The sequence below is a fragment of the Streptomyces sp. BL1 genome (genome assembly GCF_057628045.1).
This window is the reverse complement of record NZ_JBXYWZ010000002.1, coordinates 3,554,608-3,568,489: the sequence shown is the minus strand read 5'-3', so window position 1 is coordinate 3,568,489 and position 13,882 is coordinate 3,554,608. Positions and strand designations below refer to the sequence as shown.

At 71.2% G+C, this 13,882-nt stretch carries 13 protein-coding genes; 5 read left to right on the top strand and 8 right to left on the bottom strand.

The window, feature by feature from the left end:
* Positions 1-47: 47 nt before the first annotated feature.
* From AC3AGO_RS15740 to AC3AGO_RS15710, 7 genes are all read right to left on the bottom strand, one after another.
* Positions 48-923, bottom strand: coding sequence for a TauD/TfdA dioxygenase family protein (locus AC3AGO_RS15740; protein WP_487824673.1), 876 nt, complete (start codon positions 921-923; stop codon positions 48-50).
* 488 nt (positions 924-1,411) lie between these two features.
* A complete protein-coding gene (locus tag AC3AGO_RS15735; protein ID WP_487820829.1) occupies positions 1,412-1,957 on the bottom strand; it encodes a thioesterase family protein in 546 nt (181 codons plus the stop codon).
* A gap of 18 nt (positions 1,958-1,975) precedes the next feature.
* The gene (locus tag AC3AGO_RS15730; protein WP_487820828.1) at positions 1,976-2,932 is read right to left on the bottom strand and encodes a 3-hydroxyacyl-CoA dehydrogenase NAD-binding domain-containing protein; all 957 of its coding nucleotides are present in this window, start codon (positions 2,930-2,932) and stop codon (positions 1,976-1,978) included.
* 261 nt (positions 2,933-3,193) lie between these two features.
* Positions 3,194-4,081: a beta-keto acid cleavage family enzyme gene (locus AC3AGO_RS15725; RefSeq protein WP_487824672.1), complete on the bottom strand. Its 888-nt coding sequence runs from the start codon at positions 4,079-4,081 to the stop codon at positions 3,194-3,196.
* Between the two features lie 160 nt (positions 4,082-4,241).
* The gene (locus AC3AGO_RS15720) at positions 4,242-5,180 is read right to left on the bottom strand and encodes a TetR/AcrR family transcriptional regulator (RefSeq protein WP_487820827.1); all 939 of its coding nucleotides are present in this window, start codon (positions 5,178-5,180) and stop codon (positions 4,242-4,244) included.
* 286 nt (positions 5,181-5,466) lie between these two features.
* Positions 5,467-6,792, bottom strand: a complete 1,326-nt coding sequence (locus AC3AGO_RS15715; protein ID WP_487820826.1) for an MFS transporter — start codon at positions 6,790-6,792, stop codon at positions 5,467-5,469.
* Positions 6,793-7,063: 271 nt separating this feature from the next.
* Positions 7,064-7,849 carry a DeoR/GlpR family DNA-binding transcription regulator gene (locus tag AC3AGO_RS15710; RefSeq protein ID WP_487820825.1) on the bottom strand — a complete coding sequence of 262 codons (786 nt, stop codon included), beginning with the start codon at positions 7,847-7,849 and terminating at the stop codon, positions 7,064-7,066.
* A gap of 210 nt (positions 7,850-8,059) precedes the next feature.
* Here AC3AGO_RS15710 and AC3AGO_RS15705 point away from each other — a divergent pair, with 210 nt between their 5' ends.
* The 5 genes from AC3AGO_RS15705 to AC3AGO_RS15685 are packed head-to-tail and all read left to right on the top strand — an operon-like array spanning position 8,060 to position 13,579.
* Positions 8,060-8,743: an HAD family hydrolase gene (locus tag AC3AGO_RS15705; protein WP_487820824.1), complete on the top strand. Its 684-nt coding sequence runs from the start codon at positions 8,060-8,062 to the stop codon at positions 8,741-8,743.
* Positions 8,740-9,795, top strand: coding sequence for a 2-hydroxyacid dehydrogenase (locus AC3AGO_RS15700; RefSeq protein WP_487820823.1), 1,056 nt, complete (start codon positions 8,740-8,742; stop codon positions 9,793-9,795). Before AC3AGO_RS15705 ends, AC3AGO_RS15700 begins: the two co-directional genes overlap by 4 nt.
* Positions 9,792-11,321, top strand: a complete 1,530-nt coding sequence (locus AC3AGO_RS15695) for an FGGY family carbohydrate kinase (RefSeq protein WP_487820822.1) — start codon at positions 9,792-9,794, stop codon at positions 11,319-11,321. The genes AC3AGO_RS15700 and AC3AGO_RS15695 overlap by 4 nt, the downstream gene beginning before the upstream one ends.
* Positions 11,318-13,057, top strand: a complete 1,740-nt coding sequence (locus AC3AGO_RS15690; protein WP_487820821.1) for a dihydroxyacetone kinase family protein — start codon at positions 11,318-11,320, stop codon at positions 13,055-13,057. The genes AC3AGO_RS15695 and AC3AGO_RS15690 overlap by 4 nt, the downstream gene beginning before the upstream one ends.
* A 54-nt stretch (positions 13,058-13,111) precedes the next feature.
* Positions 13,112-13,579: a ribose-5-phosphate isomerase gene (locus tag AC3AGO_RS15685; protein WP_487820820.1), complete on the top strand. Its 468-nt coding sequence runs from the start codon at positions 13,112-13,114 to the stop codon at positions 13,577-13,579.
* Between the two features lie 98 nt (positions 13,580-13,677).
* On the opposite strand, the gene AC3AGO_RS15680 is transcribed toward AC3AGO_RS15685, so the two are convergent.
* On the bottom strand, positions 13,678-13,881 hold the full coding sequence (locus tag AC3AGO_RS15680; RefSeq protein WP_487820819.1) for a cold-shock protein: 204 nt from the start codon (positions 13,879-13,881) through the stop codon (positions 13,678-13,680).
* Position 13,882: the final 1 nt, after the last annotated feature.

The following is a 13,882-nucleotide window of genomic DNA, read 5'->3' as shown; positions in this document are numbered from 1 at the left end:
CTGCGCCCCTGGCGCAGACTGCCCACAGCGCAGGCTGCCTACAGCGGTCAGAAGGGACGGTCGCCCGCGATGGCGACCCGCTCGGCGAGCCGCCGATGCGGGAAGTAGTCGTCCACCGCATAGTGCTGCGTCGCCCGGTTGTCCCAGAAGGCGATGTCGCCCTGCTGCCACGTGAACCGCACCTGGAACTCCGGCGTGTGGGCCTGCCGGACCAGGAACGCCAGCAGCCGGTCGCTCTCCTCGCGGCTCATGCCCTTGATGTGCGTGGTGAAGGAGGTGTTGACGAAGAGCAGCTTCCGGCCGGTCTCCGGGTGCCGCCGCACGACGGGGTGCTCCACCGGCGGGAACTCGTCCTGCATCGGGATGAGCGTCTCGTCGTCGTAGAAGCGGCGGAAGCCGGGGATGAAGTCGTGCACGGCGACCGCGTCCTGGATCCGCTCCTTCACGTCCTCGGGCAGGTTGTCGTACGCGGCGGCCATGTCGGCCCACATGGTGTCGCCGCCCACGGGCGGCACCTCGCGCAGCTGGAGCACGGCGCCCATGGCCGGCTTCTCGCGGAAGGTGACATCGACGTGCCAGACGTTCTCGAACGTCGGGACGGCGCTGTCGCCCTTGTCGAAGCGGGCGACCTCGTCCGAAGAGCCGCGCGCCAGCAGCGGGTTGGTCTCCAGCGGGCCCCAGTGCTTCGCGAAGCCGGCCTGCTGCTCGGGGGTGAGGTGCGCGCCGCGGAAGAAGAGGACCTTCCACTCCAGGAACGCCCGGTTGAGCTCTTCGAAGACCGCCGGGGCGAGCGGGCCGGTCAGATCCACGTCGCGGATCTCGGCGCCGATGATGCGGCCCTGCGGCACGACGGTGATGTGCTCGTACGGGCGGTCCTGCCAGTCCTCCGGCACGCGGTTGAGGACGCGGCGGCCCTCGTACATGCCGCCCTCGGGAATGCGGGCCTCACGCAGCGTGCAGGCCCCCTCCGGAGAGTCCTGGACGGGGGAGTTCTGGGCAGGGGTGTCCTGGGAAATGACAGTCATGGTGATCCTTGTGAGCGGTCGGAATGCGAGTTTCCGGACGGAAAGTCGAGACTCTGAGCGCGGAGTCCTCCGGAGGGAGGAACGTGCCGCAGCCTCCCGAAGGGGAGGCGCGGGCCGCAGCTAGAGACCCGACCGCTCACACCCGCGACGCCACGGCACACCGAGCAGAGCGGCGGGGGCGGTGGTGTGAGGGATCATGTTCGCCATTGTGCGAGGGCGGTGACGGCACAGTCAACCGCCGGAGGTACCGCATCGTGCCACTGAGCGCCAGGTCACAGCTTCGACGGCGACCGGGAGCACCGTGTGGGGAGACGGCGCGGGCGGAAACGGCAGAAGGGTGTTCCCGGCACGCGCGTGCCGGGAACACCCTCCTGTGTCCGGGGACTTCAGCCGGCCTTCGGCACCGGGCCGATGGCGCGGCCCGCCCACTCCGGGAGGTCCTTGGCGACCAGCCCGGCGAAGCGCGACTGCACCGCGTCCGGGAGCGGCGTCGAGCGGCCCTTGCCCTGGTCGACGTGGATGCCGAGCAGCTCCGTCGTCGCCACAGGCGCGGCCTTCTCGGCGTCGGCGTCGCCCACGTACATCTCGTGCGCGAACCGGACCTTCTTCGCGTCCGCCCCCAGAATGCGCGTACGGACGGTGAGTTCGGCACCCTCCGCCACCTCGTCGAGGTAGCGGATGTGGGCCTCGGCCGTGTACAGCGAGCAGTTGCTCTGCTCGCGGTAACGCGGCCCGAGACCGGCCTCGATCATCATCGCGTCCGTGGCGTGGCCGAACACGAGCACGTAGAACGCCTCGCTCATGTGGCCGTTGTAGTCGATCCACTCGGGGCGTACGGTCTGCCGGAAATCCGGCAGCGGCCCGTCGTTGATGCCGACCGGCTCCGCCTCGGCGGCGGCCTGTGTTTCCTTTTCGGCTGTCTGCTCGGTCACTTGGAGCCTCCCTTCGAACTACTGGGACAGTCGGCCGGTCGCCCGCAGAACGTCGATGACGCCCTGGTCGCGCTCGGCGACGAGGTCCGCGATCGAGCGCTCGCCGGCGGCCTCGTCACAGCCGTCGACCATCGCATCACGCAGCGCCTTGTCGAGCTCCGGCGCCTCGAGACGCGTCCACGGCGACTTCAGCGACGGGCCGAAGTGATCGAGCATATGTCCCATGCCGCCCTCGCCGCCCGCGAGGGCGAAGGTCAGGCAGGGACCCATGAACGCCCAGCGCAGACCGGGGCCCTCAGTGATCGAGTCGTCGATGTCCTGCACGGTGGCCTCACCGTTCGCGACCATGTGCAGGGCCTCGCGCCACAGCGCCTCCTGGAGGCGGTTCGCGATGAAGCCGGGCAGCTCCTTGTCCATCTTGATCACGGACTTGCCGGCGACCTCGAAGAACTCCGCGGCCCAGTCCACCTTGTCCTGGTCCGTCTGCTCGCCGCCGACGACCTCGACGAGCGGGATCAGGTACGGCGGGTTGAAGGGGTGGCCGACGAGCAGCCGGCTCGGGTCGGCCGCCTTCGTCTGCATGTCGGTCATCGGGTAGCCGGAGGTGGAGGAGGACACGACGACACCGGCCGGTGCGGCGGCGTCGATCTGCGCCAGCAGGTCCTGCTTCAGCTCCAGGTTCTCCGGGGCGCTCTCCTGCACGAAGTGCGCGTCGGCGACGGCCTCTTCGACGGTCGGTACGACGGCCAGCCGGTCCGGCGAGGCGCCCTCGGCGAGGCCGAGCTGCTTCAGCGCGGGCCAGGCGGCGTCGACGAGGCGGCGCAGCTTCTCCTCGGCGTCCGGCGCGGGGTCCCACGCCTTCACGTCGTAACCCTTGGCGAGAAAGTGCGCGACCCATCCGCCACCGATAACGCCCGCGCCGACACAGGCGACCCGGGCGACGTCCTGCGGCGCGACAGGAGTGGAAGTGCTCATGAGTTTTTCCTTACGGGAGAGAGAAAGTCTGTGTCCCGCCGCAGCGGCGGGTGACCACGGCGGTGCCGGCCGGCGGTCCGATGCGGGAGCGAGCCCGGTCGTCGTGGCCGGGTCCGCCCAGGACCGCCGGCCCGCCCCGTACGGGGAGCTCGCCGTCGCGGCGGGAAAGAGAGGGCGCGGAGCCCTCGGTACGGCGGAAAGGCGAGGGCGGAGCCCTCAGCGCGGCGGAAAGGCGAGGGCGAAGCCCTCAAGGCGCGGGGGTCAGGACCGGGGCTTCAGCCCCATCCGCTCGCGCGCCTCGTCAGCGGAAGCGACCTTCGCGCCGAGGGACTCGGTGATCGTGACGGCGCGCTCCACGAGCTGCGCGTTCGTCGCCTTGACGCCCTTGCTGAGGTACAGGTTGTCCTCCAGGCCGACCCGCGCGTTGCCGCCGAGCAGGATGGACTGCGCGACCCACGGCATCTGCATGCGGCCCAGCGCGAAGCTGGCCCACTCGGTGCCCGCGGGCAGCGCGTTGACCATCGCCTGGAGCACACCCGGGTCGGCGGGGGCGCCCCACGGGATGTCCATGCACAGCTGCGCGACGATCGGGTCGTCGAGCAGGCCCTCGGCCTGCAACTGCTTCGCGAACCACAGCTGCCCGGTGTCGAAGATCTCCAACTCGGGCCGTACGCCCAGCTCCTGGATCCGCTTGGCGCCCTTGCGCAGCATCTCCGTGGTGGAGATGTAGAGCTGGTCGCCGAAGTTCAGCGAGCCGCAGTCCAGCGTGCAGATGTCCGGCAGCAGGTCCTCGACGTGCGGCAGCCGGTCGAGGCCGCCGACCAGGTCGGTGCCCGGCTGGGCGCCCTTCTCCAGCGGCTGGTCGGGGTCGAGCGCCAGGTCGCCGCCCATGCCGGCGGTGAGGTTGATGACGACGTCGGTGCCGGTCTCCTTGATGCGGGAGACGGTCTCCGCGTACAGCTTCGGGTCGCGGGAGGGCGCGCCCGTCTCGGGGTCGCGTACGTGGATGTGCACCACGGCGGCACCCGCGTTCGCCGCGTCCACGGCCGAGGCGGCGATCTGCTCGGGCGTCACGGGGACGTGCGGGCTGCGGCTCACGGTGTCGCCCGCGCCGGTGAGGGCCGCGGTGATGATGACCGACTGGTTCATGGCCATGGGGATTCTCCTTCTCCGTGTGTACGGGTACGGGAACGGACCGGCAAAAGGGCAGAAACGTGCCCGGGAACGGGCAGAGACGTGTCCGGGAACGGGCAGAAAAGATCGGTGAGTTGAGGTCTCGGCTTGTCTGCGGGGCTGCGAGCGCAGCGTCCTACGCGGCGAGTTCGGCGTCGACGTACGCGAGCAGGGCCGTGCGCATCTCTTCGATGCTGGTGCCGCCACCCGGCTCGTCGCTGTCGGACCTGCCGGCGATGACCTGCGCGGCGAGGCCGTCGATCAGCGCGGTGAGGCGCAGTGCGCTGAACTCCGGGTCCACGTCGCGGAAGACACCCTGGCGGATGCCGCGGCGCAGGACGTCGGCGACGGTGCTGCGCCACACGCGGTAGTAGTGGGTGTGCAGCTGTCCGATGGCGGTGGACCGGGCGGCCTCCGCCCACAGGTCGAACCACACGAGCCACTGGATGCGCTGCTGCCGGCTGTCGGGGATCTGGAACTCGATCAAGTGCCGCAGCTCGCCCGCCGCGTCGCCCGCTTCGGCGATGTGCTCGGCACGGCGCACCGTGTCCTCGTCCATGCACCAGCGGACCGCCGCCTCCAGCAGCTCGGCGCGGCCGGGAAAGTGGTAGTGAATGGCCGCCGTGCTGGTCGTGCAGGCCTCGGCGATGTCGGAGACCCGTACGGCATGGAAGCCGTGCTCGGCGATGAGCCGCACCGTCTCCCGGACGATCTGCAACGGCCGGCCGCCCTCGGGGGCGTGCGCCGCGGTGCGCGGCACCGGCGGTGAGCCGTACGGCTCCGGGTCCTCGGGGGAAGCCGGCGCAGGGGCGTGCTCGGGGGATGCCCCTGCGCCGGAAGTCCCGGCACCCAGCAGCCAGCCCGCGTCCGCGTCGCCCTCGTCGGCGATGCGGGCGAGCTCCGCGGCGGTGAACCGGCGGCTGCCGCTCAGCGAACGGGACAGCTTCGACGGATCCATCACGATCCGCCGCGCGAACTCCCGCTGGCTGCAACCGGCTTCGGCGATCACCTGCCGCACGCGCTCGGCCACGTCTCCGCCGCTGTCGGCGACGCGGTGACCGGGTGCTTGCTGCATGGCCACCAACGTAGGCCAGTGATGAGATGAGCGCAATCCCCCGAGTGAAATTGCATCGAGCAACGGCATAAAATACGGACAGAACCCCCGCAATTGTGCAGTGATGAGCCCTGACTGATCCGCAAGTCAGTTGCCCGGGTCAACGGGCCGCCCGCCCCGGGGCGCGGTCTGCTTTCGCTGCGGGCCGGGGCGGAAAAGGTCCGAGGCGGGCCCGCGGCGCTGTGCCGCGGACCCGCCTCGGAGGGGGAACTGCGCATTCCACGAGTGGACCGGCGGAGCGTGCGTCCTACGCGGGGGCCGGGGCCGAGGAGGGGGTTTCCTTGCCGCCCGAGCCGGCGTCCGCTCCCGAACCGCCCTTCTCGCCGGGCAGCTTGAGGAACAGGGTCAGCACCAGCGCGAGCAGGTAGAGCCCCATGAAGATGAGCGTCACGCCGCCCGCGCCGACCAGCGGGAAGAACAGGCTGGCGACGGCGGGCCCGACGAACGTGGCGCCGCCCGCGCCCAGGTTGAGCAGGGCCATGGAGCCGCCCTTGTTCTCCGGGGCCATGGACGGGATGAGCGCCGAGATCGGCACGAATCCGGCGAGCGTGGCGCCGTACAGGACGCCCGCGAGGACGGCCACCCAGTAGTAGTCCGGGCCGAGCCAGGTCGGTACGAAGTACAGGACCGTCACGCTGATCGCGCAGCCGAGCGCGCCGAACGTCGCGATGGTCGTACGCCAGCCGATCTTGTCGGAGAGGGCGCCGAAGATGAGGTTGAAGAAGATGTTGGTGCCGTAGATGATCGCCAGCAGCTGGAGCCACTTGTCGGTGCCGAAGCCCACGTCGTCGGAGAAGATCCGCGGCAGATAGACCAGCATGCCGAACTCCGGCGCTGTGTTGATCACTCGGACCAGGCAGCCCACCAGCACCCGGGGGTGGGTCCAGATGATCGAGACACTGTTCTTCAGCGACTCCGCCGTGGTGACCTCGGGCGGTGCGAGCCGGTCGCCGCCCGCGCGCTTGCGGGCGCCGATGAGGGCGAAGCCGCCGCCGACGAGGATCAGTACGAGCGCGGACCACAGGGTGCCCATCTCGCCGAGCGACGGGATCGTCCAGCTGGACCAGAGCGAGCCGAGCGTGGGCAGACCGCCGGTGAAGGCGAAGTAGAACCAGCCGACTGCCGTGCCCAGCCGGGCGGTCGGCGCCGTGTCGGTGATCCAGACGAGGAAGCCGAACGCGAAGAGCGGGTAGCCGAAGCCGCGGATGCCGTACAGCAGCATCATCATCGGGTAGTTCTCGGCGCCGAGGGCGACGACGAGGTACAGCACGTCGAAGACGGCCCAGATGGCGAGGCCGACCCACATCACCCGGCGCGGCCCCCACACCTGGCACAGCGCCCCGGAGAACCAGGAGGCCAGCATGACCGCGACGCCGTACGCCGTGATCACGTAGCCGGCCCGTACGTCCGTCCCGGCGCCGTGGTCGGCCATGTAGGGGGCGATGAAGCCGCTCTCCACACCGTCGCCGATCATGAACAGCAGGACGCCGATATAGCCGAACAGCAAGGGTTTCGGCAGCCCTATGCGGTCAAGCAGCCCGCCCGTACCCGCTCCCGCGGCTCGTCCCGGCATTGCGGCCTCCACTCTGAGGTGATGTCGTACAGCCGCTGATAATCAAACTCCCTGAGAGAAATATCAAGGGGTCTGTGAAAAATAACCGCCAGGACTGTTAAGCCTCGCGCGACTGAGGGCCTCCTCAGGGGCGCGGGGAACGGCGCAGATCAGGGGCGCGGGGAACGGCGCGAACAAGGGGCGCGGGGAACTGCGCAAACCCCAGCGGTACCGCACTGTCAGCACGCACCGCACCCGAAGCGCGAAGCGCGAACCGCACCCACCGCCGGGGTCACTCCCGCTCCGCCACGCGTACATCCGTCACCTTGCCCATGCCCTCCAGCACCGCGTCGTCGACGGGCCCCGTAAGCACGACATGGTCGAAGGACTCCACGCTCTCCAGCCGGTGCAGCGCGCTGCGCCCCACCTTGCTGTGGTCCATCAGCAGCACGCTGACCGCGCCGGCCTCCCGCATGCCGCGCTTGATCGCCACCATCTCCTGCTCCTGGTGGTACGTCATGGTCCCGGTCATCGCGGAGGTGGAGACGACCGCGACGTCCACGGAGAAGCCGCCGATCATCTCCTGCGCGGGGAGGCCGATCCAGGAGTCGTGGGTACGCGAGTACTCGCCGCCGATGCAGATCAGCCGGATGTCGTCGGCGGACCGCAACTCCTCGGTGATCAGGCGGTAGTTGGTGACCACGGTCAGCGGCCCCACCTGCGGCAGCAGCCGTGCCAGCGCCAGTGCGGTGGTGGAGTCGTCGAGCATCAGCGACATGCCGGGGGAGATGAAGGAGAGGGCCTCGCGGGCCAGCGCCTCCTTCTCGCCGCTGTGCGCGTGCAGCCGGAAGTCCGAGCTGGACTCGAAGACGGTGGAGGGCTGCGCGGAGACCCCGCCGTGGTACTTGCGCAGAATGCCGCGGTCGGCCAGCTCCGCGATGTCCCGGTGCACGGTCATCAGGCTGACCCCGGTCATCTCGGTGAGCTCGGCGACGCTGGCGTCGCCGTGTGCCAGCACATGGTCGATGATCATCTGCTGTCGCTGCTGCCGCGTGGCGCGCGCTCCCCGGTCCGTCATGCACCCCATCCTGCACCGTGCGGACCTCCCGGTGACCCACCGGGAGGCTGATAGCTCTCCCACGACCCTAGTGACAAGTAACAGTGCCGGTGTTAATTTTCCATTACCGCGACGTGCTGCACCCCCGGGGGGACGACCCCGGACCCCGGCCGGGAACGGGCGGGGGGCGGGACGTCAGGGCGAGGCGAAGCTCAGTTGGGAGTGCCGATCGTGGCCGATGCAGTGGTGTTTGACATGGACGGAGTGCTCGTCGAGAGCGAGCACCTCTGGGAGGAGCTGTGGTCGGCGTTCGCCGCGGCGCGCGGCGCCCGGTGGGGGCCCGAGCAGACCAAGAGCGTGCAGGGCATGAGCGCACCCGAATGGGCCGCGTACCTCACGGAGTTCGCCGGCGGCGGCGACTCGGCCGAGGACACCGAGCGGTCCGTCGTGGACGGCATGATCGGCGCCCTGGAGGAGGGCCGCATCGACCTGCTGGACGGCGCCCGCGAGATGGTCGCGGACACCGCGGCCCGCGGCCCCATCGCCCTCGCCTCCTCCGCGCCCCGCCGCGTGATCGACGCGGTGCTGGTGCACCACGGCATCGACCACCACTTCAAGGCGACCGTCTCCAGCGCCGAGGTGCCGCGCGGCAAGCCCAGCCCGGACGTGTATCTCGCCGCGGCCGAGAAGCTGGGCGTCCCCGCGGCCGACTGCCTCGCCGTGGAGGACTCCAGCAACGGGCTGCGCGCCGCGGCCGCCGCTGGGATGACGGTTGCCGCCATCCCCAACCCGCAGTACCCGCCGGCCGAGGACGCCCTGGCGGGCGCCTCCTTCGCGGCACCCGAACACGACGCCGTACGGCGCTTTCTGATCGACCGTCTGATGGACTCCGCGAAGGAGGGTGACCGGGCATGACGACCACGGTCCTGGTTTCCGGTGACGACTTCGTCGCCCCCGAGCTGTTCACCGCCGCCCTCCACGAGGCGGCACCCGGCACCGAATTCGCCTTCCGTGAGATGCGCACGCGCTGGCCCGTCGAGCCGTTCGGCCCCGTCGGCGGTGTGAAGGAGGCCAGCGGCACCGAGGAGCAGGTCATCGAGGCACTCGGCGACGCCGAGATCGCGCTGACCCAGATGGCGCCGTTCACCCGCAAGGTCATCGAGGCCGCGCCGAACCTGAAGATGATCGGCGTGTGCCGCGGCGGCCCCGTCAACGTCGACCTGGAGGCCGCCACCGAGCACGGCATCCCGGTCTCCTTCACGCCCGGCAGGAACGCCGCCGCGGCCGCCGAGTTCGCGCTCGGGCTGATGCTGGCCGCGCTGCGCCGGATCAGCATCGCCGACGCCGACCTCAAGAGGGGCACCTGGCGCGGCGACTTCTACGCGTACGAGAACGCCGGGCTGGAGCTGGAGGACGCGACCGTCGGTCTCGTCGGCTACGGCGCGATCGGCGCCCGCGTCGCGAAGGTGCTGAACGCCTTCGGCGCCCGGGTGCTGGTGCACGACCCGTACACCGACCGGGAGAAGGCGGCGGCCGACGGCGTCGAACTCACCGAGCTGGACGACCTGTTGCGCCGCAGCCAGGTCATCAGCCTGCACGCGCGGGTCACCCCCGAGACCACGCACATGCTGAACGCGGAGAACCTCAAGCTCGTCCCGCACGGCGCCGTCCTCGTCAACTCCGCGCGCGGCGGCCTCCTCGACTACGCCCCGCTGCCCGCGCTGCTGGAGTCCGGACAGCTCGGCGCACTGGCCCTGGACGTGTACGACGTGGAACCGCCGCCCGCCGACTGGCCGTTGCACAGCGCGCCCAACGTCATCACCACCCCGCACCTGGGCGGCGCCACCCGGCAGACCGCCGAGCGCGCGGCCGCCATCAGCGCCGCCGAGGCCGTCCGCTTCCTGAACGGTGAGCCCCTCCAGCACCTGGCCAACCCCGAGGCCCTGGCCGGAGGTTCCCGGTCATGATCGTCGGGGTGGACGTCGGGACGTCGGTCACCAAGGCCCAGCTGATCGGCCGCGACGGCCGCACCACACCCGCGCACGAAGCCCGCAGCACCGTCTACACCCTGCCCGGCGGGCGCGTCGAGCAGGACCTGGACGAGGTCGTCGGCACGGTCGTCACCGTGGTGCGGTCGGCGGTCGCGGACGCTCATCTCCTGGGCGCGGACGAGGAGATCGAGGCCCTCGCCCTCACCGGGCAGGGCGACGGCCTGTGGCTGCGGGACGCCGAGGGCCGGCCCGTCGGCCGCGCCCTGTCCTGGATGGACGGGCGCGCGGCCGAGGTGCTGGACGGCTGGACCGGGAACGGTGTGGCGGCCGGCGTCCACCGCCGTACGGGTGCCGGCATGTTCCCCGGCGCGGCCGGTCCGCTGCTCGCGTACCTCGCCGCGCACGAGCCGGAGCGGCTGGAGGCGGCGGCCGTCGCCGGCTACTGCGTCGACGCGATCGTGCAGCGCTTCACCGGCGAGATCACGGTCGACGCCTCCGACGCGTCCCAGCCGTTCCTGAACGTCGGCTCCCGTACGTACGACGAGCAGGCGCTGGAACTGTGCGGCCTCACCCCGTACCGGCGGCTGCTCGCCGAGCCCGCGGCGCCCGGCGCCCTGCACCGGCTGCTGCCGAAGGCCGCCGCCGAACTGGGGCTGCCCGCCGGACTGCCGGTCTCCGCAGGGCCTTTCGACATTCCGGCCTGCGGATTCGGCGCAGGGCTGGAAAACGTCGGCGAGGGCAACCTCATCATCGGGACGACCCTGGCCAGCCAGGTCCTCACCGACGACCCCACCCCGACGGTCAGCGACGAGCCCGCGGGAATGCTGCTCGCCACCCCGTACGAGGGCCGCTATCTGCGGGTCATGCCGGCGATGATCGGCACGGCCGGACTGGACTGGCTGCTCAACCTCCTCGGCGTCGGCATCCCCGAACTGGACTCGCTGCTCGCCCAGTCGCCGCACGGCGCCGCCGGGGTGACCGCGCTGCCGTTCCTCTCCGCCAGCGGGGAGCGCGCGCCCTTCGTGGACGCGCGGGCACGCGGCCGGCTCGACGGTCTGTTGCCGACGACCGGACGGGCGGACCTCGTACGGGCGTTGTGCGAGTCCGTGGCGTACTCCGCGCGGCACTGCATGGAGACCCTCGGCGTGAACGGCACCATCACCGCGTCCGGCGGCGGCGCCCGGTCCGGCGAGTGGGCCCGGATCTTCGCCGGCGTCCTCGGCCGCGAACTGCACGTGTGCGACGACGCGGTGGGCATCCGCGGCGCGGCGCGCGTCGCCTGGGACGCGCTCGGCGCCCCCGTCGACCCGGAGGAATGGCGCGCGGGCCGCCGCGTCGTCACCGCCGACCAGGACGCCATCGACTACTACGCGCAGGGCTACGAGACCTATCTGCGCACCCTCACCACCGCCCGCGAGGGATGGAGCACGACATCCTGCGCCACGCCGGGGGACGACCCCCGGACCCCCGGCGGAGCCACACCGCAAGGAGGAGCAAGGTGACACGGCTGTTCAACGATCCCGCGTCCTTCACCGAGGACATGGTGACCGGCTTCGCCGCCGCGCACGCGGAACACGTACGCGCGGTGCACGGCGGCGTCGTACGGGCCGAGCCGGGCCCCGAGGGCAAGGTGGCCGTGCTGACCGGCGGCGGCTCCGGCCACTATCCGGCCTTCTGCGGCGTGGTCGGCCCCGGCTTCGCCGACGGCTCCGTCATCGGCAACATCTTCACCTCGCCGTCCGCGGCGCAGGCCCGCTCGGTCGCCGAGGCGGCCGAGACCGGCGGCGGCGTCCTCTTCCTCTTCGGCAACTACGCGGGCGACGTCATGAACTTCGGCCTCGCCGCACAGCAGTTGACGGCCGAGGGCATACCGGCGCAGTGCTTCGCCGTCACCGACGACATCGCCAGCGCCCCGGCGGGCGACGAGACGAAACGGCGGGGCATCGCGGGCGACTTCACGGTCTTCAAGACCGCGTCCGCCGCGGCCGAGGAGGGCGCCTCGCTGGACGAGGTCGTACGGATCGCCCGGCACACCAACGACCGCACCCGCACCCTGGGCGTGGCCTTCGCGGGCTGCACCCTGCCGGGCCAGGACGAGCCGCTGTTCACCGTGCCCGAGGGCAAGCTCGGCCTCGGCCTCGGCATCCACGGCGAACCCGGCGTCAGCGAGAGCGCGTTGGGCAGCGCCGAGGAGCTGGCGCGGACGCTCGTCGACGGGCTGCTGGAGGAACGCCCGGCCGACGCCGGCAACCGCGTCGCCGTGATCCTCAACGGACTGGGCGCCACCAAGTACGAGGAGCTGTACGTCCTCTGGGGCACCATCTCCCGGCTGCTCACCGAGGCGGGCCTCGAACTCGTCCGCCCCGAGGTGGGCGAACTCGTCACCAGCCTCGACATGGCCGGCTGCTCCCTCACCCTCACCTGGCTGGACAACCACCTGGAACACCTCTGGCTAGCCCCAGCAGACACCCCATCGTTCCGCCGAGGCGGTGTGGGCAGCTGGTCCGCCCAAGGGGCGGAACGGGTGGGCACACCGGACCGCACCCGCGAGGCCAAGTCCCCCACCCGCACAGGCCAGGCGCAAGCCGCAACCGCAGAAGGCGCCGCAACGCAAACCTCCGCGTACGCGCTCAACGCCCTGACCGCCGCAAAGGCACTGCTCCACGAGCAAGAAGAGGCCCTAGGACGGCTCGACGCCATCGCAGGAGACGGCGACCACGGCCGCGGAATGTGCAAGGGCGTCGACGCCGCAGTAACCGCAGCCCAAAAAGCACAAGCCGAAAACGCCGCCCCCGCCCCCCTGTTGGGCGCCGCAGGCGACGCCTGGGCCGCCGAAGCCGGCGGCACCTCCGGCGCCCTGTGGGGCGCAGGGCTGCGCGCCCTCGGCGCGGGACTGCCCGCCGACCGCGCGCCGGAGCCGAAGGAACTGGCCGCCGCCGCACAGGGCGCGCTGGACGCCGTGACCGGTCTCGGCAAGGCCGAGGCGGGCGACAAGACGCTGGTCGACGCGCTCCAGCCGTTCGTCACCGCCTTCACCCGGGAGCTCGGCGCCGGCACCGCGCCCGCCGCCGCGCTCACCGCCGCGGCGCGGGAGGCGCAGGACGCGGCCGAGGCCACCGCCGGACTCCGTCCCCGGCTGGGCCGCGCCCGTCCGCTCGCCGAACGCAGCATCGGCACCCCCGACCCCGGCGCCGTCTCCCTCGCCGCGGTGCTCGGCGCCGTCGCCCGACTCTCGTGAACGACACCGCCCGCGTACACGACTCCGCCTGAACGACCCTGGAGGTACCCGCACATGGCCACCGACACCTTCCGCATAGTCGTCGGCTCCGACGACGCGGGCCTCGACTACAAGGAGGCGCTGAAGCAGGACCTGAAGGGGGACGGCCGGGTCTCCGAGGTCACCGACGTCGGCGTCGGCAGCGACGAGCACACGGCGTACCCGCACGTGGCGGTCGAAGCCGCCCGCCGGGTCGCCGAAGGGGAGGCGGACCGCGCGCTGCTGATCTGCGGCACCGGCCTCGGCGTCGCCATCAGCGCCAACAAGGTGCCCGGCATCCGCGCCGTCACCGCGCACGACAGCTACTCGGTCCAGCGTTCCGTACTGAGCAACAACGCCCAGGTGCTCTGCTTCGGCCAGCGCGTGATCGGTCTGGAACTGGCCAGGACTCTCCTCGACGAATGGCTGGACCAGCACTTCGACGAGCGGTCGTCGTCCGCGGAGAAGGTGGCCGCGATCGGCTCGTACGAGCGCGGCTGCTGAGAGACCCGCTGCCGAGAGCCCCCGGCTCTGCAAGATGCCCCTGAAAAGGCAGGAGCCCCCCGCCAACGGCGGGGGGCTCCTTGGGTACTGCTATTCGGTCACGTCGCGGTGACGTTCTCCGCCTGCGGGCCCTTCGGACCCTGCGTCACGTCGAAGGTCACGATCTGGTTCTCCTCAAGGGAGCGGAAGCCAGACGCGTTGATCGCGGAGTAGTGGACGAAGACATCGGGACCGCCGCCGTCCTGAGCGATGAAACCAAAGCCCTTCTCGGCGTTGAACCACTTGACGGTTCCGGTAGCCATA